Annotated in this window: 15 protein-coding genes; 10 read left to right on the top strand and 5 right to left on the bottom strand. The window is 65.1% G+C overall.

Annotated features, from left to right (window positions below; translation table 11 throughout):
- Positions 1 to 56 precede the first annotated feature (56 nt).
- Positions 57 to 644 carry a TetR/AcrR family transcriptional regulator gene (locus ACFRAU_RS09265; protein WP_377999667.1) on the bottom strand — a complete coding sequence of 196 codons (588 nt, stop codon included), beginning with the start codon at positions 642 to 644 and terminating at the stop codon, positions 57 to 59.
- A gap of 205 nt (positions 645 to 849) precedes the next feature.
- On the opposite strand from ACFRAU_RS09265, the gene ACFRAU_RS09260 reads away from it, so the two are divergent.
- Positions 850 to 1,095 (top strand): DUF5655 domain-containing protein, encoded by a 246-nt coding sequence (locus tag ACFRAU_RS09260; protein ID WP_377999666.1) that lies wholly within the window; start codon positions 850 to 852, stop codon positions 1,093 to 1,095.
- 165 nt (positions 1,096 to 1,260) lie between these two features.
- Here the strand turns inward: ACFRAU_RS09260 and ACFRAU_RS09255 are convergent, their stop codons facing one another.
- Both ACFRAU_RS09255 and ACFRAU_RS09250 read right to left on the bottom strand, forming a co-directional pair.
- Positions 1,261 to 2,655 carry an NAD(P)-binding domain-containing protein gene (locus ACFRAU_RS09255; protein ID WP_377999665.1) on the bottom strand — a complete coding sequence of 465 codons (1,395 nt, stop codon included), beginning with the start codon at positions 2,653 to 2,655 and terminating at the stop codon, positions 1,261 to 1,263.
- Between the two features lie 143 nt (positions 2,656 to 2,798).
- A complete protein-coding gene (locus ACFRAU_RS09250) occupies positions 2,799 to 3,179 on the bottom strand; it encodes a cupin domain-containing protein (RefSeq protein WP_377993539.1) in 381 nt (126 codons plus the stop codon).
- 487 nt (positions 3,180 to 3,666) lie between these two features.
- Here ACFRAU_RS09250 and ACFRAU_RS09245 point away from each other — a divergent pair, with 487 nt between their 5' ends.
- From ACFRAU_RS09245 to ACFRAU_RS09235, 3 genes are all read left to right on the top strand, one after another.
- Positions 3,667 to 4,077 (top strand): cupin domain-containing protein, encoded by a 411-nt coding sequence (locus ACFRAU_RS09245; protein ID WP_377993540.1) that lies wholly within the window; start codon positions 3,667 to 3,669, stop codon positions 4,075 to 4,077.
- Between the two features lie 74 nt (positions 4,078 to 4,151).
- Positions 4,152 to 4,316: a hypothetical protein gene (locus ACFRAU_RS09240; protein WP_377999664.1), complete on the top strand. Its 165-nt coding sequence runs from the start codon at positions 4,152 to 4,154 to the stop codon at positions 4,314 to 4,316.
- Complete coding sequence (locus ACFRAU_RS09235; RefSeq protein ID WP_377999663.1) at positions 4,313 to 5,752, top strand: purine-cytosine permease family protein; 1,440 nt, start codon at positions 4,313 to 4,315, stop codon at positions 5,750 to 5,752. The genes ACFRAU_RS09240 and ACFRAU_RS09235 overlap by 4 nt, the downstream gene beginning before the upstream one ends.
- A 79-nt stretch (positions 5,753 to 5,831) precedes the next feature.
- Here the strand turns inward: ACFRAU_RS09235 and ACFRAU_RS09230 are convergent, their stop codons facing one another.
- Both ACFRAU_RS09230 and ACFRAU_RS09225 read right to left on the bottom strand, forming a co-directional pair.
- A complete protein-coding gene (locus ACFRAU_RS09230; RefSeq protein ID WP_377999662.1) occupies positions 5,832 to 8,906 on the bottom strand; it encodes a hypothetical protein in 3,075 nt (1,024 codons plus the stop codon).
- Positions 8,903 to 14,146: a hypothetical protein gene (locus tag ACFRAU_RS09225; RefSeq protein WP_377999661.1), complete on the bottom strand. Its 5,244-nt coding sequence runs from the start codon at positions 14,144 to 14,146 to the stop codon at positions 8,903 to 8,905. The genes ACFRAU_RS09230 and ACFRAU_RS09225 overlap by 4 nt, the downstream gene beginning before the upstream one ends.
- A gap of 266 nt (positions 14,147 to 14,412) precedes the next feature.
- On the opposite strand from ACFRAU_RS09225, the gene ACFRAU_RS09220 reads away from it, so the two are divergent.
- From ACFRAU_RS09220 to ACFRAU_RS09195, 6 genes are all read left to right on the top strand, one after another.
- Entirely contained in the window at positions 14,413 to 15,786 is a 1,374-nt protein-coding gene (locus ACFRAU_RS09220) for a S1C family serine protease (RefSeq protein WP_377999660.1), read from the top strand.
- 147 nt (positions 15,787 to 15,933) lie between these two features.
- Complete coding sequence (locus tag ACFRAU_RS09215; protein ID WP_377999659.1) at positions 15,934 to 16,575, top strand: TetR/AcrR family transcriptional regulator; 642 nt, start codon at positions 15,934 to 15,936, stop codon at positions 16,573 to 16,575.
- A gap of 235 nt (positions 16,576 to 16,810) precedes the next feature.
- Positions 16,811 to 18,229: an MFS transporter gene (locus ACFRAU_RS09210; protein WP_377999658.1), complete on the top strand. Its 1,419-nt coding sequence runs from the start codon at positions 16,811 to 16,813 to the stop codon at positions 18,227 to 18,229.
- A 112-nt stretch (positions 18,230 to 18,341) separates the two neighbouring features.
- Complete coding sequence (locus ACFRAU_RS09205) at positions 18,342 to 21,062, top strand: family 78 glycoside hydrolase catalytic domain (RefSeq protein WP_377999657.1); 2,721 nt, start codon at positions 18,342 to 18,344, stop codon at positions 21,060 to 21,062.
- Positions 21,063 to 21,098: 36 nt separating this feature from the next.
- Positions 21,099 to 22,049 (top strand): alpha/beta hydrolase, encoded by a 951-nt coding sequence (locus ACFRAU_RS09200; RefSeq protein ID WP_377999656.1) that lies wholly within the window; start codon positions 21,099 to 21,101, stop codon positions 22,047 to 22,049.
- Between the two features lie 1,118 nt (positions 22,050 to 23,167).
- The gene (locus ACFRAU_RS09195; RefSeq protein WP_377999655.1) at positions 23,168 to 24,655 is read left to right on the top strand and encodes an NCS1 family nucleobase:cation symporter-1; all 1,488 of its coding nucleotides are present in this window, start codon (positions 23,168 to 23,170) and stop codon (positions 24,653 to 24,655) included.
- Positions 24,656 to 24,682: the final 27 nt, after the last annotated feature.

Raw genomic sequence — 24,682 nt, 5'->3', positions numbered from 1 at the left:
CCCCACCGGCAGCGCGAACGCACACTTAAGCCCCGCCGTCGTTCAGGCCTCCTGAACTAGATGCCGGCCTTGACCAGGAGCGCGTCCAGCACCAGGAAGAAGTTGCCGCGGTGGTCGGCGGCCTTCGGGTCGGTCATGTACTGGATGGCCGCCCCGTCGTAGACCATCAGGAAGGTCCGCACCAGCGTCGCGGCGTCGAGGATGCACTTGTCGCCGTTGCTGTGGGCCGCGGCAGTGAAGAGGTTGCCCAGCTCCACTTCATAGGCGGGATAGATCTTCGCGGCCAGCGGGCTGGAGGCGGCATTGCGCGTTGCCCACAGAATGAGTTCGATTTCGGCGAGCAGGCTGCCGGGCTCTTCCTCGAGCGCGCGCCAGTAGTTTTCCGCCACCTGTTCCACGGCCTTGCGCAGTCCCAGGTGGACCGGCACGTCGCTGGAATAGCGGTTCAGGTTCTTCAGCCACGCCTCTGCGGCGGCGTCCATGAGCTCGCTCTTGTCGCTGAAGCAGTAGTGTGCTGCGGCCAGGGGCGCGTTGGCCTCCTTGGCAATGGCCCGCATGGTCACATACTGGACACCTTCACGCCGCATCAGTTCCACGGTGGCTGCAATCAGCTGTTCTTTTCGATCGGCTGAGGATATCCGCATAGCTCACTCTCCAGTCTCCCGGTCCCGGCCCGGTTCCGCCCCGGCAGGGGGCATTTCCTTAAGACTATTGCTTGGATAAAGGTTACACACCATTGTCCTGAACAATTGACTGGAACGGGTGTCACGTAAACCATTGGGGCGGGGGAGTGTCTCCTCTGGCTGCCGTATGCTGGCTGGATGGCGCGCACGGCGAGAGAACGCATTGATGGTGACCCGATTTCGTCCGGCGTTTACAGTGCGCTCATGGACAGGATTTCGGACCTTCCATCCGCGCCGTGGCGGGATTCTGGTCAACATTGTTCTGACCAGGGAGCTCGAATCGGCCCGGATTCACCGGGCCGAGCGTGTGTCGGCCAACCGGTGGCACAACGAAGTCATCCTCAAGGACCCCGCAGAGATCGACGCCGAACTCCTCGCCTGGATCAGCGAAGGATATGCCCACACCGCGTGAATAGCTGACCCGCGTTGCCAGGAACGGGTGTCACGTTGAGCAGCGCGCTCATGCTTAAACGGGTCACTGCCTGGCCCTGGCCGCGTCACACCTTGGAAGGTGTTTGCGGTCCAGGGTGCCAGGCAGTGCAACCTGTATGCGCGCTCAGCCGTGCATGGCCCCGGATTACCTGGCGGCCACGATGTCCGGGACGGTCGCTCCGGTGTCCGTGTCCTGCGACGGTCCGTTGAGGTAGCGCTCCATGGAGTCGTCCATGGCGTTGAGCCAGCGGGTGTGGTGCTTGGTGGCCATGGTGCCGGTAACTACGGAGCGGTGCAGCATGTCGCGGTATCCCAGGATGTCTGTGTGCTTGTGGTGCATCCAGTCCTTGAACAGCTGGGACACGGCGTCCAGGTCAAACGGCGGGTAGTCCGTGGCGTCAATGAGTTCACGCAGGTAGTCCGTCTGGAAATCGGCCTCCGCGTCATGGTCCGGCAGGGCGGCCTGGCGCTCGAGCCAAAGCTGGATGTCCGCCTCGCGCTCGGCAAGGGACGGCAGGTCAATCGCTCCGGTCATGACGTCGCGGGCAAACCAGGCCTGCGCGTCAAACATGTTGAACGTGTAGTACTGGTCCTGCGCACCCAGGTAGAACAGGTTGGTGTTCTGCTGCCACACCACGCCCTTGTAGAGGTTGCCCGGGTACAGCACGTTGGGCGACTTCAGCGAGAGCTCGCTGGGCAGGAACGGGTACTTGTGCTGGTAGCCGGTGCAAAGCACGACGGCGTCAAAGTCACCCTGGGTGCCGTCGCTGAAGTGCGCGGTGGGTCCCCGGAAATGGGTGACAAGTGGGCGCTCCACCGTGGTCTCCGGCCAGTGATAGCCCATGGGGGCAGAACGGTAGCTCATGGTGATGGACGCGGCGCCCATCTTGTGGGCCTGCATGCCGATGTCCTCAGCGGAGTAGCTGCTGCCGATCATGAGCAGGTTCTTGCCGTAGAAGCGTTCGGCTCCGCGGAAGTCGTGGGCGTGCAGGACCTCGCCCGGGAAGGTGTTGATGCCCTTGAACTCCGGGACTGCCGGGACGGAGAAGTGGCCGGTGGAGACTACGAGCTTGTCGAAGACGTGGGTCTCGGTGTGGTTGGTCTGGAGGTCCTCAACCGTCAGCGTGAATTCCTGCATGGCCTCGTTGTACGTGGTGTGGCGCGCAACGGTGTTGAACTGGACGTACTTGCGTACGTCGGACTTTTCGACGCGGCCCTTGATGTAGTCGAAAAGAACCTCGCGGGGCGGGAAGGACGAAATGGGACGGCCAAAGTGCTCGTCAAAGGAGTAGTCCGAGAACTCGAGGCACTCCTTGGGCCCGTTCGACCACAGGTGCCGGTACATGCTGGAGTGGACCGGCTCGCCCTGGGCGTCCAGGCCGATCCGCCAGCTGTTGTTCCACTGCCCGCCCCAGTCCTCGCGCTTCTCAAAGCACTTGATCTCGGGGATGTCGGCGCCTTTTTGGCGTGCTGATTCAAAGGCCCGCAGTTGTGCCATGCCGCTGGGGCCGGCGCCGATGATTCCTACTCGTAGTGTCATGCTTCTCTCCTCTTCCAATGTCTCTTGTGGGCCGCTGCTCTGCGGCCCTGTGGGTTGCGCTGCGTGCGCTGGCGGCACGTGGGTTGGGCCACGTGCGCCAGCCGCGTGCGCGGGGGAGTGCTTACGGAGTGCTTACTGGGTACTTACGGGGCGAAGGTGCGGTCGCCGGTGAAGAACCCCAGGCCGTACTCGGGGGTCTCGAACTTGACGGTGGTGCCCTTGGGGAAGAACAGGACGTCGCGCTCCTTTGCGTGCGTGACTTCCCCTGTCGTCTGGTCGGTGAGGATGAACTCGCCCTTGATGACCACCTTCATTTCGTCGTACGTGTACGTGTACACCAGGGGTTCGGAAGCCTTCAGTTCGAAGAAGCCGGCGCACATGACCGACCCCGTGGGGTTGTGGAGGGAGTCGCCGATTGCGGCGACCGTTCCGGGCTCGTCCATCGGCGGAAGGCCGAGGTAGCCGCCTTCCACCTTGTGGATGGATCCGGCCTTGCTGAGGGTTCCTACGAGGGTGGTTTCCATGGTCTCTCCTTGTGAATGGTGTTGGGAAGGGTTTTGCCAGAGTTGGTCACTTGGTGCAGGTGACGTTGCGGGGTGCAGGTGACGTTGCGCTTTGGGGCAAAGGGGACTGCGTTGGGATCAGGCCAGAGCCGTGGTTGAGGCTCCGGGGGATCGACTTCGAACGGGACATTCTCTGTGTCCAGAGGGCCCCGGCAGGCTCCGCGTCGAGGCTGCCGGTGTGATGCCAGTCACGCATCTCGTGTTCCAAAACTTTCACATGAACAGCTGTACAAGTCAACCGTTCAAGATGAAAAACATTTGCCGCCCGCTGTTGCCCGCTTCATGAAAAAAGCTTCCAGATCTTTCGTTCTGAACCATTGACTGGAACATGCGTCCCTGTCACTGTATTGAAAGTGCCGTGACGCAGATCACGATGACGCAATCTGATTTAGATTCCCAAGCAGAACCCGCAAAGCAGATTTCCCTACTTAAGAAACGGGTAAAGACAATGACCACAACCACCTCTCAGTCCCCGACGTCGACGACGGGGCAAGCGATCGATTTCTGGCCGGCGAAGTCCATGAAGGTCATGAAGGACGAATGGCCGCGGTTGCGGTGCAGGTTCATCAACTCCGATCCCATAGGTCCCTGGGACGAAGTCATCCTCTCGGAGTGGGAGTTGGAGGCCTGCGGCTGGGAGGACTTCCACCCCCACACCGAGACCAACTACGTGCTGGAAGGCGAGCTCCACATCGAGTGCGAGGGCCAGACCGTCATCCTGCGGCCGGGCGATTCGGCTCGCGTAAATCCCGGACGCACCGGCCGGTACTGGGCGCCCGTCTACGCGCGGATGGTCACTATTTACGGCCCCAACCCCGCAGGCGCGGAGTCACATTCCTTCCGTTACGTCGAAATCTGAGCGCTGAATTCTTCCGCAGTTCCCGGCACCGCCGAGGTCCACCCCTACTCCAACTCCTTGAAATTGGGTACACCGTGAGCACACTTGAAAAGCAGTACGCAGAAGAACTCAACGCCCGGCTGGCTGAATGGCAGACCGGCAGCCTGGAGCCCCCCGCCAGGTTCGCCGACATGCGGACCCTGATCGCCGTCACCATCGCCTTTCCCCTTGTCGCTTTGATCGTGGGGTGGTTCCTATGAGTCAGGCAACGACCGAAATCTCCACCTCCGGAACCGAAGGATCACTTCCCCTGCTGAGCCACGAGCGGAACTGGAGCCCCAAGGCCCTGTTCTTCAGTTCGGCCCAGGCTGCGGTAGCCACCTGGTGCTTCATCATCGGCGGATATGTGGCCTTCTACCTGCCGGCGGTGCAGGGCTCGGTGGTGATGATCGCGGCCATGCTGGCAGGAATGTTTCTGGTATTCCTGGCCACGGTGCCGATGGCAACCCGGTACGGGCTGGAGGCAGTGCGCTCAACACGGCCCGTCTTCGGAACCCGCGGTTCGCTCTTCACCGTGGCCCTGACCTTTCTCTTTACCATCGGGTGGGGAACCACGCTGATGATTTTCAGCGGAAAGTCCGCTGCCACGCTGCTGATCACTCTCGGCGTCGTCAGTGAATCCAACGGCCCCATCGCCCAGACGGTGAGCAGTCTCATCTGCCTTCTGGTGGTGTGGGCGCTCATCAGCCGCGGCCCCGGCATCCTCCGCAGGGTGGGGGTCATCGTTGCCTGCTCGGTCCTTGCGCTCGGGGTCATGGTCATCGTGGTGATTGTGGCCAAGGTGGGCTGGGGTGCCCTCCTCGACGCCAAGCCGAGCGCCGCCAGCGGCAACAAGCTCCTGGACTACACCACCGCCATCGAACTCATGCTCGCCACGGCCCTGTCCTGGTGGCCGTATGTGGGCGGCATGACGCGGTTCTCCAAGAGCACCAAGAAGTCGGTCCTGCCGGTAACGCTGGGCCTGGGCCTCGCCCTGGCGGTGATCTGCCTGATCGGGCTCTACACCGGACTGGTATTCCCGGACTCCGGCGGAAACCCATTGCCCGGGCTGCTGGAAATCGGCGGCGTGTGGCTGGCACTGCCGGCGTTCGCGTTCATCATCATTGCCAACGTGGGCACGGCGATGGTGGGCACCTACACGGCAGCACTTTCCCTCAAGCAGCAGCCTGCCATCGACGCCCGCGTCAGCTGGAGGGGGTCAACCACGTTGGCAAGCCTGACGGTGGCCGTGGTGATCCTGTTCCTGGCGGAGCCCTTCTACGCCAATTTCGGAACGTTCCTCACCTTCTCAGCCGTGGTCTTTGGCCCGCTGTGCGGGCTCCAGATCGCCGACTACTTCATCATCAGGAAACAGCGCCTGGACCTGGACGGTCTCTATAACGACGGCGCCGGGCAGGCGTACTGGTACTGGAAGGGCGTGAACGTGGCCGGCTTTGTCAGCATGGCAATCGGCGTCGTGGTTTACCTGCTTCTGCTCGACCCGGTCACGTTTGCATCGGCCCCACTGTTTGCCTTCACGACGGCAACGCTGCCGTCAACGCTGGCCACGGTGGCCGTCTATGTGCTCCTGGCGCGGCTTCAGCCCAAGGCCTTCGGGGCAAGCGCGCCGCCCCTCGATGCCAGCAAGGTGCACTGACAACCCGGCGCATTGACAGGCCCGGGCACCTCCAACTGCACAGCGCGAACGCACAGTTGTGTCCCACCGGCGTCCGCGTTCACAGGACGGGCACTGGCACCGGCCCGTGCCGCCCGCCGAACGGATCAATGAGCAGCACCGCGTACCTGTACTGGGGCCTGGGCATGACGCTCAGGCCCTGGGACGCCGGAACCGGGTCCCCGGCGGGACCGGGGTCCGGGGCCAGACTCGACTTTCCGCGCCAGAGCTGCATTGTCCACGCTGGAGTGTTTGGGGGCAGGGTGGGCAGGCCCGTGGCCTGGATCGACACGGCTACGGGGGTGTGCAAGAAGTCGAGGGTGGGTACGCTACCCCGGAAACCGATCCATGCGGGCGTGGAATATGCGCCCCACGGCGACGGGATCCTCTCGTACCGGAGCCCGGTGGAACGGATCTCGCCGCCGATGGCGGTGTCTCCTGACGCGAGGGTGGGTTCCGGCGGATACCGGACGCAGGCGGCAACCGCTGTTCGTTGCCAGGGCCGTCCGTGGATCTTTGCGCTGCCTTCATACACGGTGCCTTCATCCATGCCCGGGTTACCCGTGACTGGTTCCAGCGTCAGCGTGGTGATCTGGGGCCAAAACACGGGCTCCGCATCCGCCACGTATTCCACCAGGCGGGCCTCGATACGTGCCTCCGGTTCCCCGCTGATGCGCAGGCTGGCCAGCACCGCCGCGGGCGGACGGCTGACACGGACGGTGACGGCAGCGGTGCCGTCCTCTGCGACGGACGTTTGTATGTCCGGCACGGGCGGGAAATCGCTGCGGGGCACCACGACGGCGGCCGGTTCCGTCCGCTCGAACGGCGTGGACACCGCCTCCGTGGGCGGGTTCCCCGGGATGGTGGTGACGGCCACGGCCCGGGCGAACACCACACCGTCGGTTCCGGAGGGCAGCTCGATGGTTGCCAGGGCAGCGCCGTCCACCACCGGGTAGGCCTTCGTCGATGCCCAGAAGTAGAGGCTTCGCCGGTCCTGGCCGGCCATGGCGCGCCGGATGGTTGCCGCACGTTCTGCGCGCGGTTCCGCCGGGTCCGGGGCAGGCAGGCCGAAGGCGCGTCTGAGCGTCGTTTCACCGGCGAGCAGGACGCGGTAGGCGCGGGCGTTGGGCGCCGCGGTGATGGCCAGCGTGACCGTCACGGTGGGGCTGTTGCCGCGGCGGGTGCTGGCGATGAGCCGGGGGCTGGCCACCGGCGCCCGGACCGGGCGCGGGTCAACGATCCGGGCGGTGAGGGCAACCGGGGAGGAGGTTCCGCCGTCGTCGTTAATGCTCAGCAGCGTCAGGGTGTCCACGGCAACTTCGCCCGGCACCGTTTCCCGCGCTGCGAACTCGACGGTGTGGGTGATGATCCCGTCCTCGACGTCGCCGAAGCTGAGGTTGAAGTACCGCGGGGAGGGTTCCCGGGGAACGGTGACGCTTAGCAGGGTCAGCGGGACGGCTCCGGGACCGGCCGGCCACGGCACCCTGATGTCGGCGCGCACCGTCGCGGAAGAAGCGGGGCCGTCTCCGCCGGGGACGGCGCCGGGTATGACGAGCGTGGTGCCCTGCGGCGGGGGAACGGGCGGCCGCGCGGGCCGGTGGAGGTCCGCTTCGCCCGCGTCGCCCCACCGACCCAGCCAGTCCTGGACGCTCACGCCCACCGTGACGGATGCGTACTCGCCGGGGATCCCTGCTGCCGTGAGAACGTGCCGGCCGTGCAGTTTGGAGTACCCCGCGATCATCGGGGCGGGTGCGCCCGGGTCACCTGGGTGCAGGGTCTTGGCCGCTGGCGCCGTTTGAACGAAGGCCACCTCGCCGCGGGGCACCAGCTTGTCGATGCCCACCGTGGCCGACCATTGGTCCGTGGTGACGGCGTTCCACGAGGAACCAAGCTCCAGAAGTTCGGGCGTGCCGGGCCCGTCCTGGGACCACTCGCGCAGGTACGGGATGGGAACGGCCAGCAGGGTGAGTTCCCAGTGGCTGCCGTCTTCGAGCGGCAGGAAATCGCTGGTGGCCTGCTTCAGGTCGAAAAATCCAGGGATCTCCGCGTCGTAGAACCTTTCGGTCTGAGCGTCCTGTGGCGCAGGTGACTGTCCGGGATGGAACAGCCGGTACACGGGGATGAAGGCGGCGGCGAGCCCTAACTGGTTGGGGGCGTCGGTCGGATCCGGTTCCGCTTCAGGGTCAAGGGTGCCCGACAGTCCCTGCCAGCGTGCGACGCCGGGATCAACGGACGCCTGCAGGTACGCGTTGTCGGCGGGCTGGGACACAGTGGTGCCGCCGGCCTCGCCGTCGATGGTTCCCCGCACGCCGCTGCCGAGGGCTCTGTAGGCCTTCCGGCACCACGCTTCCACGCCCTGGACCGGTGTGCCGGTGCTCGGGTCGGGTGGCGGCTCAACGATCGAGTGGATCCGGGCGAATTCACGGTTGGGGTCGGGTTCGTAATCTCCCGGACGCTCCTGGTCGGAGGGCAGCCGATAGAGGGGTGCGGAGCGGCCGACGCGGTCTTTCCAGTCGTCACTGCCATTGGGGTCGGGAAGATAGTAGGGAGCTATCTGTTGTGCTGTCTCGTCTGGCAGCGATGCGCGGCCGAGCACACGGGCTTGGCTGAGGTCGACGCTGCTGCTGCCAACATAAGCCCATGCCTCTGAGACCCACCCGCGGCCGGTGATTCGCACCACTTGGCAGTCCGCGGAGGCGAGTCGCCAGTGGGTGGATTCAGGGGGACCAGGCTTTGACCTGGCCGCGTTGACCGGCCACAGGCCCTGCCGGGTGAGGAGGGAGTCGGCAGCCGATACTGTGAATTCGCCTTCACCTTGGATGAAGGCCCAGCCCAGCACCTCTGGTCCCGGCGCGGGTTTGTCGAAGAACAGCGTGAGCTCCTGGCCCTGGTCGGCGTCGATTTGCCAGCTGCCGGGTCCGCCGGTTCCGAAGTACTGCAGCAAGTTCGCGTCGCGGCAGCTGTCAGCGTTGGGCTTCAGGTCCACGACCAGGGTCGGGCCGGCGGGCAGGCCCCCGTCCCGTCCCATGGTGACGTGCCAGTGGACGCCGTCCGGAATGTTGGGATCAGATCCCGGTCCGCGCAGCCAGGCGATGTCGCCGAAGGCGGTGGCGCGCTCGCAGAAGAGGATGCTCATGGCTGGTCTCCTGCCGTCAGGATCGCACTGGTGAAACGCGGCGGAGCCGTCACCGTCACCCCGCAGGTGAATTCGGCGAGGCGGTCGGTGGCCCGGATTTCCAGGACCGCAGGCGCACTGACATTCAGGGGCGTGGCGGCAAGCCAGAGTGCCGTGGTGCCTGCCCTGTTCACGACGCGGAGAGGCAGCTCCGTTCCTGCGAGCTTCACGTCCCGCAGTCCCATCCGGCGGGATTCATCGCGGATGAGCGGTTCTGTCGATTCGAGCAGCAGGCCGGCCAGGGCCCATCCGCCATCGGCCGGCGCCCAGAGCAGGCTGGAACGGTTGGACCGGACGGGCCGGAGCGGAGGCAAGCCGAGGGCGTCAACCAAAAGCTCAAGCCGGGCGTCGTCCTGGACCTGCCCGGCCGCCGTCGTTATCTGAACAACCTGCAGGTCGCCGTGGGCTGCCCCGGACCCACCGGAAGCGAACCCGAAGGAATGCAGAAGATCAGCCGGGCCGGTGTAGTTCGACGTAGTAAAGGTGATGCCGCCAATGGAGGGTGTCCACGTGTCCGGATGCGTGTTTCCCGCTTCCGGCAGGACGCAGGAGAGCTCGTAGCTGGCGCCCTTTTCCAGGTCCTGCTGCACGGTCAGGGTTGACTCCGTTGGCGGGACCGGGCATCCGACGTCCCTGCCTGCCAGTTCGACTGCCACCGCCAGGGGCAGCTTCGGTTTCGACTTTGCGGGCTGGGGGAAGGGAACGGTGTAGATATCGGGTGCCGGTTTGTCGACGCGGCGCAGGAGGAGGCCGACGTCGCGGTCATAAAGCCCGGCGAGTTCCACGATGTGCATGGCCAGGAACTCGATGCCCGGGCGGTCGGCGGGGAACAGGAATTCGGTGTGGTCCGCGGGCGTGAAGCCTTTGACGTACCGGGCCAGGTAGGCGGGCTTGAAGGTATCGAGCAGAAGGCTGGTGGCAAGGTGGGCTTCGATCTGGCCGCCCGTGGCCGTGAAGGCAAGGCCAGCGGACTCCACCAGCTTCCATGCCGAGGAATACCCGGACGCGGTGCCGGCTTTCACCAGTTCCGAGGCCTGCTGCGGTGTGGCCGGTTTGGCGGGCGGGGAGGGGTCCTTGCCGGCGGTGGCGAAGTACCAGGACCGGGTGAACGGGCCGGGCCCCGAACTGGCCGGGGCCGCGGTGATGCCTGCGACGTTGAGCGCGCTGTCCCAGCCCAGGGTTACGGTGATGCGGTACCGGTGCCCCGGGGTCAGCAGCCGGCTCAGCTTTGCGGGGTTGACCGAGCCTGCCGCGTCGGCGTCGTTGGAGGCCTTCTGTGCGTCCCGGCCGCGTTTGGCTGCGGCGCGGTCCTTCGCTGTGGTCGCCACCAGCCCCAGGATGTAGGCGGGCCGCCCCCAGTCGATTTCAACGCCGATCACGGCGACCGGGTCGTCGGGCGAGTACGGCAGCACTATGGTGACCACGACGCCCAAGCCGTCGTCTGTCTGGTCCCCCGGAACCACCGACACCGCCACCGTCCTGCCGCCCTGCGTGCGTGCCGAAGCGGTTCCGGTGTAGACGCCGTCGGGACTTTCGCCGTCGTTCATGGCAAGCAGGAGGTGCAACCTGCCGTCCACCACCGGCTCATCAAGGGTAATGATGGTCCGCATCCTCGGGGGCTGCTCGGGCTGGATGAAGACTGAGCCGGTGAGGTGCAGCGCGCGTCCGAACCGCCGGCCGTCCGCTGCCGCTTCCGAGGAGAGCGCCGCTGGGCCGGTTGGAATGGTGGCGGCGGGAAGCGTGGGCGGCTCACCCATGGCGGTCACAGGCACGGTGTTGACGGTGAATCCGGTGCCGTTGGCAAACGCCTGCAGGGTACGGGCATCCCACTCGGAGTGTTCGGCCGGGACATGCCACTCCGCCGTGTCCAGGGGAGTGGCATCCCTGCCCACCGCCCAGCCCGGCCCTTCCGGGGCGGTCCAGAGGCAGGCGCCGCCGATGAGCTGGGCGGGGTCCATCATCGGCTTCAGGCGGCTCCCATCGCCGGCGATGTGCGCCGCCCACGCCAGGAGAGTGCGCCGCAGCAGGACCAGTTCGCGGGCGTTGGACGTTCCGGCCGGCCACGTCCCGGTGCCCGCCGGCGGCTGCCAGCGCGACGTGTCGTAGAGCGGGACGGTGGTCATGACCCAGGGGTTCGTGATGTCCTCGAGCACCACGTCCTGCAGCGTCCACGTGATGCTGGCACCCCCGGAACTGACCAGGCCAAGGTTGACCGATGGTGCCGGCGAGGTGATGCTGGTGGCCGCGACGGCGGGTGCGATCGGAAAGGCAAGGACGGGCACGACGTCGGGCCAGACGGTGGGCGCTTTGGTCCAGCCGCCGTCGGGGTTGGGTCCGCTGCCGGTGGCCGGGCGCTGCGGGGAAGCGGTGGTGCCGTCGCCGGCGGTGCCGGCGTCGCCGTCGCCGTCTGTGCCGGCTGCGGGGCCGGCGTCGGTAGTAGCGGGGAGGGAACGGCCCAGGCCGTCGGCGAGGAACACGTCCGGCCAGGGCCAGTCGCCGGGGCCCGGGACGGGCGCCAGCGGTGCCGGTGCGGCGTCCAGGGTGTTGAACGTGATGCATTTGCGGAGGGTGTCAAAGAACAGGTCCACCTCGCCGCAAACCTGCAGCTTGTAGGCGTACTGGATGTCGCCTGCAGCGTCGGTCCAGATCTGGAGGGCCACGTCTGCGGAGATTCCGATGTGGAAGGGCCCGATCCCCAGCGATCCGCTGACGTTGCCTGCGAGGCGGACCAGTTTTGGCCTGGTGCTGATGAGCGCGGCGAAACGGGAGGTGATCTCAGCCCAGAGGATGCCCTTGGCACCGATGACCACCTCGATGCCTGCCCCCATGCCGATGGTAAATCCCGTCGTGGCCGGGAAAGCGGGGTCTCCCATCAGGCTGGGCGTGTTGATTCCGGCCCCGTGCACCATGAGGAATGCCCAGCCTTGGCAGGCGAACGGTGTATCCGGCAGGACCGTTGCCTTGATGGGGCCGGGCGGCCGGTTTGTCGGCGCCATGATGCCGTCGTCGCTGCCGGTCCGGATCCACCAGTTGGCGCCGCGGAAGGGGAAATGCGCTGCCAGCGGCACTTTTACCGTGACCAGATACCTGATGGAAAACTCCCCGGCGACGGCGATGTCTAGTGCGTCGGCGGTGGCGGCGACCCCGCCGAAGACGGTGATCTCGAAATTTGGGGGCGGCGGATTCTCCGCCCGGGTTTTCAACTGGTTCAGTATTGTGCGGGTCAGGGTTTGGCGCTGGGCCAGCAGGCTCCCGTCGAGGCCAATGCGCAGGTCGAAGGCGGGGACGGTGACGCCGAGGACGCCCAGGGAGCTGAAGAAGAAGCCGTTGTCCGGTGCGGTGCCGATGCTGGCGCCGATGCCGATGGTCATGTTGCCCGGTCCGAAGTCCAAGGCGTCCCAGGGTTTCCATTTCCGGAGCGACAGGAATGGGTTGGGCGGATCCAGGGCGGTCATGCGGGCGTTGTGTCCGAAGGTTCCGAGCACTCCGTACAGGCCAAGCCCGGTGGGGCCGAGGGGGATGGGGCCGGGAAGGTCAACGGCGAACCCGATCTCCATCTTGCGGCCCAGGGGAAAGTCCGCGTAACGCAGGAAGCCGAGGGCGGCCACTCCGACGGGCGGGACCTCGACGCCCAGGACCACGGAGAAACCGCCCTGCGTGAAGGACACCTGGCCCTCGCCGCTGAGGAGGCCTGGAACATCGACGCCGGCAATCAGGCCCCGCAATCCGAGCGAGATGTCACCGTTGTCGAAGGTGGCGCGGACCGTGGCACCGCTGATCCTGACGGGGCCGAGATCCACGACAAAGCGCAGGTCCACCTCGAACCACGTGGAGCCGTGCCCGGAGCGCGTGCCCACGATGTCCAGGAGCGATCCAGGTGTGTCCACCGTCCATTCACCCGGATCAACCACCTCGGCCCGCGACCGGGAGAAGTCCAGCGTCAGCATCTCGCCCGGGCTCTGGGTGGGATCGACGGCAGCCATGACATCCCGCCACCGCACCCGCAGGGGACGGGCGTCCGGGCGCATGCCTACTGCCAGTGGGCCGCAGCGCCAAAGGTCGGCCGTTACCCGGCCTTCGACGTCGAGCAGGGCGATGACCTTGCCGGATTGCTGGACCGAGGCATCGAGCGTAACCCCATAGAGGGTGAAACCGCCCTGGACCGCCAGTTCCCGGCCGAGGAGCGCTGCGGTGGCAAACAGGGCCGCGGTGGCGGGGCCCGGCGAGTCGGCGGCAATCGCCGGGGCGAGGACGGTCGTAATGGCCGCCGCGATGTCGCCCGGGCTGTCACCGAAGGCACTTAGGAGCCCGGCAGCCGCTTCCGACTCCAGCGTCACGGTCACGTGCAGGGCACCAGGATCTTCGGGAGGCCGGGTCATGCCCGCGCGGACCCGCAAGTGCCTATCCACCGTCGGTCCGGCCGCCCCCAGCAGGCCATCACCTTGTGGCAGTTCGAGAATCACCGAGGCGCCGGTAGGGACAAGCTGGTCAAGGGATTCCGCATTGGGCAGCTCCCACGACAACGTCCCACTGATGGCCGGGGGAATCCCTCCGCCGCCGACGGGGACCGGCTGGATCTTCGCTTCGCCCTTCAGGGGGCCGCTGCCCCATTCCAGGGTGGCCTCACAGGCCACGCCACCAACCGCGGGTACAGACTCCGGCAGGACGAACTCCGTACCCACCAGCCTGAACCTCCCGCCGTCGGCCGTTATTGTTTCCGGCAGCTGCAGGCCGATGCCGCCGGGAAGCAGCAGGGTCCGGGGGTGCGGGGACAGCGAAAGGCGGGAAACGTCTATGGCAGGCGGGCGGACCCGGGAGAGGAGGATCTTGAGGGTTCCTGTTGCCGTCAGGCTGGCCGGTCCCCCCGCAGCGGTGTAGCGGACCCGCCGGCGCTGGCCTGTGGCAATCTCCGTTCGGGTGGCGGCCCGCACAGTGGAGGGCAGGCTCAGCGCAAGCCCATTCAGGTTGAGCGTCACGGTGGCTTGTGCGCTGTCCGGCGATGCGGCGGCTGACACGGTCACGGGGCCCGTGAACGTCGTCCCCAGCACGTTGGGCATGGTCTGCTGAGTCGCCACTGTTACAGTGCTTGGCACAGCCAGGTCAGCCGGCGCCGGGAGTGCCCTCAGGAGCGCGGCAACGGCGGAATCGAGGAGCATGCCGGTGCTGATGCCCTCCTGGTCAAGCTTTTCGAGAAGGTTCATCTGCGTCCCCTGAGATGTAGCCGGCAACGGCGAGGCGTTTTTGCGGTACCGCGAAATGTCCGCGTGCGGTGCGTGCCCATATGATGAACCCGGCCCAGACGGGCGTCAATGCGTTTTTTGCAGCGCGAACGCACAGTTGTGTCCCACCGGCGTGCGCCTTCACAGCTTCAGCACAGCGACGGGACAGAAGCGCCAAAGGCCCGGTGGACAGGATTAGGGGGAAAGCTCCGGAACCCTCGGAGCGGTACCGCCTGAGGAGCCAAACCATGCACACGGAGACCCGCCCCACCCCTGTTGCTCACACCGATGGTCCACACCCTGCCATCCAGCAGGGGAGCGCACCTCAAGGCTCCGGGCCGGTCCCTCCGGCTTTCGGCGCTGTGCCGCCTGTCCCGCCGGGCCGCCCGGGCCGCCCGCGGGACAGGAAGCGGGTTGGCCCGGCGGTCTTCGTCACCTGCCTGGTGGCGGCGGGCCTGCTGGGCGGAGGTGTGGCCAGCGGGGCCTCGGCTCTGCTGCACAGCGCGGCGGCGAAGACCACCACCACGGCGCAGGCAGCCATCAGCCCGGTCATCGTCAACAACACCGAGAGTGTGAACGCCGTGACGGCCGCAGCGCAGAAGGCCTCACCCAGCGTGGTGACCATCAGCGTCAGCTCCGGCAGTTCCGGAGGAACGGGCTCGGGCATCATCCTGGACACCGAGGGCCACATCCTCACCAACACGCACGTGGTGACCCTGGACGGGGCGGCCGCGGATGCCGCCGTCGAGGTCCGCACGCACGACGGGCAGGTCTACAAGGCCACGGTCGTGGGCACCGACCCGCTCTCCGACCTGGCCGTCATCAAGATCGACGCGCAGGGACTGACGCCGGCAACCCTCGGTGACTCCGGCGCCGTCAACGTCGGCGACACCGCCATCGCCATCGGCGCACCCCTGGGCCTCAGCGGCACGGTTACAGACGGCATCGTCTCCGCCGTGAACCGCACCATCGAGACCGCGTCGTCCGCCACCTCCGGCGGAACCTCGTCTGACGGATCTTCTTCTGACGGGTCCTCGTCCCAGGGCGGAAGCTCGTCGCAGAACCCGTTCGGTTCTTCCCAGCAGGGGCTTTCGGCTTCCGCCCAGGACTCCATCAGCATCAACGTCATCCAGACGGACGCGGCCATCAACCCGGGTAATTCCGGCGGCGCCCTGGTGAATGCGCAGGGCGAGATCATCGGCGTCAACGTCGCCATCGCGTCCGCCGGATCGTCGTCGTCCTCGTCCGCCCAGAGCGGCAATATCGGCGTCGGCTTCTCCATCCCCATCAACCAGGCCAAGCGGGTGGCGGAGGAAATCATCTCCACGGGCAAGGCGACCCATGGCCAGCTGGGACTGTCCGTTCAGGACAAAACGTCAGGGTCGTCGTCGGACTTCACCGCCGGCGCCGAGGTGGCCTCGGTGACCGCCGGGTCCGCCGCGGACAAGGCCGGGCTGAAAGCCGGCGACGTGGTCACCGGCCTGGCCGGCCGGACGGTCACCGATGCCTCCGAGCTGACGGCAGCCGCCCGCGAGCAGGCCGCCGGGGCCACCGTGAAGATCACCTTCCAGCGTGACGGCCAGGAACAGACCGCGGATATCACCCTGGGCGCGGCATCCTAGAAACGGTCTCTGTGCTCCCGGTCCTAAACCGACTCCCAAAACCGGGGTATCAGATAAGCCGTCATGCCGTGGAACCTGCAGGGCTGGGTCGGTGATTCGCCTACCTGCTGGTTGGTAGTTGGGTGGCCGTTATGGGAACCTGATTTCATGGGCACACGAGACCTTTCAGAGCCTCAGCGGAAGATCCTTGAAGCAGCGGTCGCGGTATTCAGCGCGCATGGCTACCGGGGCGGATCGCTCAACGACGTCGCCAAGCGATCGGGATACACCCGCGCCGGACTGCTGCACCATTACCCGAGTAAAGAGGCCATGCTCCTTGCTCTGTTGGATCTTCGGGACCGGGAGCTCGAGCTCGAAAGTTGGGGGAATGACCCCGAGCAGGGGATTCACGACATGCTGAGGACACTTCCGGCAATGGTGGACCGGATTCTCAAGGACCGGGTGCTGATCCAACTCGGCCATGTACTCACCAGCGAAGCGTCCCACCCGGAGCATCCCGCCCGGGACTGGGCTGCGAACCGCCACCGGACGCTGCGCGGACGGATGGCCGCGGCAATTGAACGGTCCATCGGCCGCGGCGAGCTTGCTCCGGGTACTGACGCAGATTCTTTGGCTGCGCTTCTGCTCGGCGCCGTCGAAGGCGTGGAGGCCCAGTGGCTGGTCGATCCGGAAGTGGATCCCCGCAGGTGTGCCCAGACGCTTTTGTTGATGCTGGATGCACTGACGGTCGGGTCTGCGACGGACCGTCCAGGCAAGGGCTCCTCGGGAGCGCCCCTGCCCGCTGCCTAGGAACCGGGGAAGCGGCAGGCAGGGGCACTGCCGGGCCATGGCGTAGGGATCCGGGCGGGGCTCGGCCACGGGACGCCTGTCGGCGCCTGCTGGCGCCCGCAGCCCCGGGCGCCTGCCGGCGCCTGCCGAAGTAGGGGCGTGCTGGTGTTGGAGTTTTCATTGATCCTGCACAACTTTTCAAATTGACCTACCAACATGTAGGTATATGTGGTTCAATTGTGATTGCAGCCACACGATGATCGGCGAATCGGGCAATCTCCATTTCCGCGGCATCCGTGTCGGCATAACTTTTGAATCGTTCCAATCAGGTGATGGCCTCCTTAGCGGAGGTTGCTTCAAGGAAGAAGTAAAAATGTCAGTTACGCATCCTGCGCGCCGCCCGAACCCATGGTGGGTCGCCACCGTATCCGGTATGGCCTCCTACATTGATGCTGCAGCAATCATCAGCTTCGGGATCGTGGTGACGATCTACGCCTCGGTTCTGGGGTTCGGTCCCACTGAGATCGGTCTGGTGTCCGGCGGCCTCACTTTCGGCATCGCCATCGGCGCCTTTGCGGGCGGTCGGCTTGGTGACCGGTTCGGTCGCCGTCCCGTCTTCACCGTAACGATGGTTGTGATCATCGTCGGTGTGCTGGTCATGATTCTGGCGAACAATTTCGCATTCGCCCTGACCGGTGCCGTTCTCGTAGGACTCGGAACAGGTGCTGACCTGCCCGTGTCTTTGTCGACAATCTCTGAGGCGGGCAACGACCGCAATCGCGGCCGGCTGATCTCGCTGTCCAACATCCTGTGGCTCGTGGGAGTCGTGGCGGCGATGGTTCTTGGGATCAGCGTCGGCAACCTTGGTCACCTGGGAGGCCAGTTGCTTCTGGCACATATCGGCGTCATGGCGCTCATTGTTCTCGTCTGTCGCCTGACCATCCCTGAATCCGAGCTGTGGTTGAAGGCCCGCGCTGAGCGGAAGGCAGGAGTCGAAACGGTGCGAGCGGACCGCAGTGCCGTCAGGGAGCTGTTCAGCCGCACCTACGCGACGCCCTTTTTCGGACTCATCTTCTTTTATGCGCTGGTCAATCTCGCCGGCAATACTGCTGGCCAGTTCGGCACGTATTTGCTCGTCAATGTGGCCAAAGTGGACGTGTCGACCGCGTCGGGCCTGGGTCTGATCACACTTCCTGTTGCTCTCGTCGGCTATGCGGTTTTCATGAAGATCGCGGACAAGCCCTATCGATTCACTTGGTTCACCATCGGAGCCGGCCTCATGATCCTCGGCCAGGCAGTCATCGCGGTTTTCGGCTTTAGCGTGACCACGATGATCGTCGGCGGCATGATCGGCATCATCGGTGCCAGCTTCGCCGGAGAGACGATCCTTAAGGTCTGGGCACAGGAGTCCTTCCCGACGCTTCTGCGGACCACCGCGCAGGGGATCATTATCGCGGTTGCCCGATTCTCAGCAGCGGTACTGGCATCCGTCACACCCCTGATCCTTCAGGCCGGAGTCAGCACGCTCTACTGGTTCCTCACGGCAGTCACGGCCGCCGGTGTGATCACCGCCTGGGTCGTCTTCCGCAAGCGCGATCGCCACAACGAGTTCGACGTCGAAGACGAACTCGAGTCGGACCTCGACCCATCCATCCACGCGATCAGCACCAACTAACAACACCAAGGCGACGACCACAGGAATCAAGCGGCGGCGAAGGCGTAATGGGCCCGGAGACCCTGGCGTCAGCATGCTTTCCACTACCTCTCCCAAATAGTAAGGAACGAACATGTACCCTCAAGATCTACGTGTGAACGGGCTCATCGACCCTCTTGGCGTGGACCGCAATCCCGTTTTCGCTTGGAAGATCGGCACCAGTGAACGCGATGTGCTCCTCGTGCACGCCCAGGTGGAGCTCACTTCTGATACCGGAATGGTCTGGGACTCCGGGAAGCTGGCTACCCCCACCGTGCCTACGATCGAATACACCGGGCCGGCACTTACCCCCACTACGGCGTACCAGTGGCGTGCGCGCGTATGGAACCAGCACGATGTCGTATCGGAATGGTCAGCCCAGTCGGCGTTCGAGACTGGACTGCTCGGTACGGAGCTGGCTGACGCCCGTTGGATCCGCCTCGACGAAGAGACCCCCGTCGGCACCAAGGCACCGGTCCAGTACCTGCGCACCGAGTTCACGCTCGACGCACCGGTGCGGCGTGCCCGCTCCATCTCGACCGCGCTCGGCTGGTACCGCCTGCACGTCAATGGTGAGGATGCGACCGGTCCGGGCTTCTATCCCGGGTTCACCGCCTTCGAGTCCCGGGTCGAGTACCAGGTGCGGGACATCACCGCATTCGTGCAGGAGGGCCCAAACGCAGTGGGAATTCTGCTTTCCGACGGGCGGTTCCGGGGGCGGATCGGTGGAACAGCCGAGCCTGCCATGTACGGAAACCGCACGGCCGCGATCGCATACCTGGAGATCGAACTCGAAAACGGCCGGACCGTCAGGATCGTCACCGATGAGAACTGGGAGGGTGGCCACGGGGCGATCATTGACTCTGATCCGCGCGATGGCGAGACGATCGACGCACGGCTCCGCACGGACTGGGATGTTGTCAGTGGCCGGCTGGCAGAAGAGGTCGCGGTCGTGGCTGTCGACGAAAAGCGTGTGCTGGTCGGAGAATCCGCCCCGCCGATGCGTCCGGGTGACCACATTCCTGCGGTCGAGAACCGCACGGCGCCCTCTGGTGTTCAGATTGTCGACTTCGGCCAAAATGTTCACGGCGTTACGCGCTTGAGCGTTCGCGGCCCGGCAGGAGCTGTCGTGGCAGTGCGCACCAGCGAGGTGCTCACTACCACGGGGGAACTCGAACTCGACTACCTCATGCCCGGAATCGACGACAGCGTCCTTCATCTCGGACCGAACGTCTACACTCTTTCGGGGAGTGACGACGTCTTCGAGCCCACGTTCTGCACGCAGGGGTACCGTTACGTCTCCATCGAGGCTTCAGAGGGCATCGAGATACTCGACATCGTGAGCATTCCGGTCCATGCCGATCTTGAGTACCACGGGCGATTTGATAGCTCCAACCCATTGGTGAACCGCTTTCACGACAACGTGCTGTGGAGCATGAAGGGTAACTTCCTGGATGTCCCCACAGACTGCCCAACGCGTGAGCGCAGTGGATGGACCGGTGACGCTCAGGTCTTCGCCCACACGGCGCTGCTGTTCGCCGATGCGGCGCCCTTCCTCGGCAACTGGCTGACGGACGTACGTCTGCAGCAGCACTCTGACGGCACCATTCCGGACGTCGTTCCGATGGACGGGGAGAACTGGCGCGAAGGCGGCGAGCGGCACGAGCTAATGCCCGGGCTCCAACTGCCGCCGTCTGGTTCGGCCGGGTGGGGGGACGCGATCGTGCTGATCCCGTGGGACCTCTACGAGGCGACTGGCTCGCTGGCCCCGCTCCGCGAGAACTACGAAGCGATGGTGAAATGGATCGAGCGCTATGCCCGCATGGCCCGCTCCACCTCCACCGATGGTTATCTGGTGGACTCGGGGTACCACTGGGGCGAGTGGCTCGAGCCTGCCGGTGAGGGCGATGGAAACGACAACCTGATTGAAATGATCTCCGACCTTGCCAGCACCCCGCGGGCATGGGTGGCCACCGCCTACTTCGAACACTCGAGCCGGCGCCTGGCCCAGATCGCGAAACTCCTCGGCCGGGACGAGGACGTCAAGCATTTCACTGAGTACGCCGACGGCGCCCGCGCGGCGTGGCAGCGGACCTACATGGCCGATCAGGGCCTCCTCGAGCCGGACGCGCAGGCCACGTACGTCCGGGCGCTCGAGTTCGAACTGGTCCCCGAAACGCGGCGGGCACAGACGGCCGAGCGGCTCGTACAGCGAATCCGCGAGCACGACAACCACTTGGGCACCGGATTCCTCAGCACCGGATTCCTGCTCAAACAGCTCAGTGACAACGGCTACGGTGACGTCGCGCTCGATGTCCTCCTGCAGGAGGACGCGCCGTCCTGGTTGAACCAGGTGCAGCGCGGCGCCACGACCATCTGGGAGACGTGGACCGGTGTGGACGCTAACGGTCAGCCGACGGCCTCCTACAACCACTACTCTCCGGGCGGATCTGCCCGCTGGCTCTACGAGCACCTTGCAGGGATAAGGCTCGCGGCGCCCGGCTGGCGCCACGTTATCGTAGAGCCACTGATCAACTCCCGGATCACTCACGTGGCCGCGGCAACCGGGACCCCGTTCGGCGAGATCGCCTCCGAATGGACTTACTCGGACGGAACCGTCGTTTTTGACGTGACCATCCCGGCCGGCGTAACCGCGGAGGTTGGACTCCTCGGCGCGACAGCCGGATCTGCGGCCCTCGACGGGCAGCCGGTTCTCGAAGCTGCCGAGACGGACACAGGCGTTCGAGTGCCGGTCGGCTCCGGAACCTACCGCTTCACCTGGGCACCGGCAGACATTCCAGCGCTCGTCAGCTGAGGCGCGCGTGGAAATCTCTCTGGATTAGGAACTGAAATGGACGAGACCATGATTCAAGACGAGTTGATCGAAGCGCCGGGCCCGTCAGGGATGCCCCCGCTGGCGCAGCTACTCCCGATGTTGTCTTCTATGTCGGCGCAGCTGAGCCCTGCAGAGACAACTGAAGGGCTTCGCCAGTCGCATCCCGGGCTCGCCGCCGTGGAGATCAGCGAGGTCGACATCGACCTGAACGTGCCTGCCCGCTACTACTCAACACCCAACAGCACCGGGCGCCCCCTGCTGGTGTGGGTCCACGGCGGCGCGTTTGTCGGCGGTGACCTGGACATGCCCGAGGCCAACTGGGTGGGCCTCGCTCTGGCCGGACGCGGGTTCAATGTGCTGTCCATCGACTACAGGAAAGCCGTCGACGGCATTGCCTATCCGGCGCCCCTGGAGGACGTGCTGACTGGTTGGCGGTGGGCGCAGGCGAACGCCGCCCGGCTGGGTGTTGGGTCGGTACATCTTGGCGGCGCGAGTGCTGGCGCTTCGCTCGTCGCCAGCGCGACACTCAAGCTCCGGGACCACGGCGCTGCCACTCCGGAGAGCGTCGTGCTGGCGTACCCGACCCTTCACCGCGTTCTTCCAAAGTGGAACGCCAACGAAATCGAGAAGATCCGTGACGCCGCAGGCATGGCCTACTTCAGCGCATCGTGGCTGAAGGAGATGGGAGAAAACTACCTCGGCGACGGAGGTGGCGACAACGGGCGGTACGCGTTCCCGGCCGAGGCCCAGCTCAGCGAACTGCCGCCGCAGCTGATCCTGCTGGCCGACCTGGACTCACTGCGATCCTCGGGAGAGGACTACGCCCGCCTGGTCACGACAGCGGGTGGGACTGCCGACACATGGTTTGCCGAGAACGCGCTGCACGGCTTCCTCAGCGGCCCCCTTGGGATGGGCGCAGAGGCAGGCATCGCTGCCATCGCAGACTGGCTCGAATCCCACGCCTAGAAAAGTGAGACGCGCCGGTCTCGTGCCGCGGTTCGCTCACGGGAACCTCGGCACGAGGCCGGCCGCCCTGGCAACTATCGACAAAGAGCGATACAAAACACCCACCCCTTAGCGGTGAACTCCACAGGACTTTGCGCGGCCGCCAATGCAAATGTATCCGCGAATTGTCTGGAATCACCCGCCCCGGAATCTCGGATTGCTGAGAAACCTCTCATTAATGGCTGTTTGATGAGAATTTACTCATTAATTAAGAAGTCTTGTCGAATGGAGAATTGGTTCTTTTCAACGCCCGTTATTCATCTGTATCGTAGTTCTACGCTGCTTTCGCCGGGGCAAAACCGAAAGTAGCAGGGAATGGGCAACCCGAGGCTGCCAGTGCCGATGTCTGGCTCTATTAGTCTTGACTGGCCCACGGAATTGCCACGGGGGAGGTCGCGAGCATGGGTTGGCTCTCTGGGGAACGCCAGCACGAGGGGTGGATCGAGCATATCGCGGCGGGTGACCGGCCGTTCTCCCCAGCCGGCGCAGAAGGAAAACTGGACGCCTACATATCCGATCCTGACGGAGCGCCGGACAACGAAGCCTTGGGCTGGCGCGGGGCCTGTACCTGCGGGTGGCTCGGCAAGCTATGGGAACGGGGCACTCACCCGGCCGACGATGATATGGCGCATGCCGCCCGACGGATTGAGTACGCCATCCACCGTGAGTGGAGGTCCCACCTGCCGCCGCGGGATCCAATCACAGCTGCTGCCCTTGCCGCGGTGATGGCGGCCGCGCACGAACACGACCAGGCAAGTCAGCGGTTGGCCTCCACGGTGGCGGACGCCAGGGCCGCTGGAGCATCCTGGGCCAAGATAGGCCGGGCTGCCGGCTTCAGCCGCCAGGGCGCATACAAGCGGTGGGCGGAATCAGAGTCGACAGGGCCCCGCTGACAGCCGGCAGCGGCGGGATAACCCACCGAGCGCGAAAGTACACTTGCGGCCCCCAAGGCGGATCTAACTTAGCGGCTGGCCGATCCACGGAAATGAAAAGGGAGTAGATTAGCAGTGCTAGCTGCACTGCTGCAGAAGATTCAGACTCTAAATTTCACAACGCGGAAGTTGGGAAGTGAGGTTTCGGTGTCTCACACAATTCCCCCCGGTGCCAGTGCGCGCCTGTACAACGAAGACCTGGCTCCGGCCGAACATCGCACATGGGGTTTCTATTCGCTGTTCGCGATGTGGATGTCCGACATCCATTCGCTCGGCGGATACACCTTCGCCGCCGGCCTCTTCGCATTGGGTCTCGGGGCGTGGCAGGTTTTCCTTGCATTGGTTGTGGGGATCATCCTTGTCTACTTCCTGATGAATTTCTCCGGCTATGCAGGGCAGAAGACCGGAGTCCCGTATCCGGTGCTCGCGCGGATCTCGTTCGGAACGTTCGGAGCCAACCTCCCGGCCCTGATTCGTGCGCTCGTGGCCATCGCCTGGTACGGCATCCAGACCTGGCTCGCTTCCCGCGCCGTCATCATCATCGCCCTCAAGGTCTGGCCTGGCCTGAAAGGGCTGACGGAAAACAACTTCCTTGGTGAATCCACCCTGGGCTGGCTTGCCTTCCTGTTAATGTGGTCGCTTCAGCTGCTGCTGCTTCGAAACGGCATGGAGACGATCAGGAGATTCCAGGACTGGGCCGGCCCGGCCGTGTGGGCCGTCATGGGCCTCCTGGTCATCTACATCCTGATCAACGCAGGCTGGAACGTGTCCCTGGACCTGCCGGGAGGAACCGCGCAATGGGGCACCGTGCATGCCTTCTTCGCGGCCGTGGCGCTGACCGTGACCTACTTCTCCACCCTGATGCTGAACTTCTGCGACTTTTCCCGCTTCGCCCCATCCCGCAAGGCGGTTCGCAAGGCGAATCTGTGGGGGCTGCCAGTGAACTTCATTGCTTTCTCGGTAGTCTCCGTGGTGGTCACTGCCGGAACTTTCAAGGTGTACGGAGAGCACATCTACGATCCCGTGGAGATTGTGGGGCGAATCGACAGCATCTGGGCCCTCCTGCTCGGCGCAGTCACCTTCGCTGTGGCGACACTGGGGATCAACGTCGTCGCAAACTTCGTCTCACCGGCCTACGATCTGGCGAACGTCTGGCCCTCAAGAATCGACTTCAGGCGCGGCGGCCTGATCGCCGCCATGATCGCCCTGGTCATCACACCCTGGAACCTGTTCAACAGTCCGGTGGTGATCAACCTGTTCCTCGGCGGGCTCGGGGCACTCCTCGGTCCTCTTTTCGGAATCATCATGATGGACTACTACGTGCTCCGCAGGCAGCATGTGCTGGTGCAGGACCTCTTCACTGAGCAGGGCTATTACACGTACACAGGCGGCTGGAACCGCAAAGCCGACATTTCATTCCTCGTCTCAGCTGTCCCTGCCGTGGTCTTGGCGCTGGTCCCGCTCTTTGGCGCTTTTTCGGCCTTCTCCTGGTTCATCGGAGCAACCCTTGCGGCCGTGGTGCACTACCTCATCTCGCGCAACGATACGACTCTTGCCGCCTCGGTCAGGGCCGCAACCGAGGCGGAAATCGAATCAGATGCGGCATCGACTTCCTCCCGGCCCGTGAGGCCCTGACCGAGAGAAAATCGAGCCACGAGGCCG

This window comes from Arthrobacter sp. NPDC056691 (assembly GCF_042791415.1).
Classification (GTDB): domain Bacteria; phylum Actinomycetota; class Actinomycetes; order Actinomycetales; family Micrococcaceae; genus Arthrobacter.
This window is presented reverse-complemented; position numbering and strand designations above follow the sequence as displayed.

What these genes read in the sequence shown, in the direction of transcription:
- ACFRAU_RS09220 (WP_377999660.1), top strand. Translation starts at nt 14,413, where the DNA reads ATGCACACGGAGACCCGCCCCACCCCTGTTGCTCACACCGATGGTCCA.
- ACFRAU_RS09215 (WP_377999659.1), top strand. Translation starts at nt 15,934, where the DNA reads ATGGGCACACGAGACCTTTCAGAGCCTCAGCGGAAGATCCTTGAAGCA.
- ACFRAU_RS09245 (WP_377993540.1), top strand. Translation starts at nt 3,667, where the DNA reads ATGACCACAACCACCTCTCAGTCCCCGACGTCGACGACGGGGCAAGCG.
- ACFRAU_RS09265 (WP_377999667.1), bottom strand. Translation starts at nt 644, where the DNA reads ATGCGGATATCCTCAGCCGATCGAAAAGAACAGCTGATTGCAGCCACC.
- ACFRAU_RS09205 (WP_377999657.1), top strand. Translation starts at nt 18,342, where the DNA reads ATGTACCCTCAAGATCTACGTGTGAACGGGCTCATCGACCCTCTTGGC.
- ACFRAU_RS09250 (WP_377993539.1), bottom strand. Translation starts at nt 3,179, where the DNA reads ATGGAAACCACCCTCGTAGGAACCCTCAGCAAGGCCGGATCCATCCAC.
- ACFRAU_RS09260 (WP_377999666.1), top strand. Translation starts at nt 850, where the DNA reads ATGGTGACCCGATTTCGTCCGGCGTTTACAGTGCGCTCATGGACAGGA.
- ACFRAU_RS09225 (WP_377999661.1), bottom strand. Translation starts at nt 14,146, where the DNA reads ATGAACCTTCTCGAAAAGCTTGACCAGGAGGGCATCAGCACCGGCATG.
- ACFRAU_RS09210 (WP_377999658.1), top strand. Translation starts at nt 16,811, where the DNA reads ATGATCGGCGAATCGGGCAATCTCCATTTCCGCGGCATCCGTGTCGGC.
- ACFRAU_RS09255 (WP_377999665.1), bottom strand. Translation starts at nt 2,655, where the DNA reads ATGACACTACGAGTAGGAATCATCGGCGCCGGCCCCAGCGGCATGGCA.
- ACFRAU_RS09200 (WP_377999656.1), top strand. Translation starts at nt 21,099, where the DNA reads ATGGACGAGACCATGATTCAAGACGAGTTGATCGAAGCGCCGGGCCCG.
- ACFRAU_RS09235 (WP_377999663.1), top strand. Translation starts at nt 4,313, where the DNA reads ATGAGTCAGGCAACGACCGAAATCTCCACCTCCGGAACCGAAGGATCA.
- ACFRAU_RS09230 (WP_377999662.1), bottom strand. Translation starts at nt 8,906, where the DNA reads ATGAGCATCCTCTTCTGCGAGCGCGCCACCGCCTTCGGCGACATCGCC.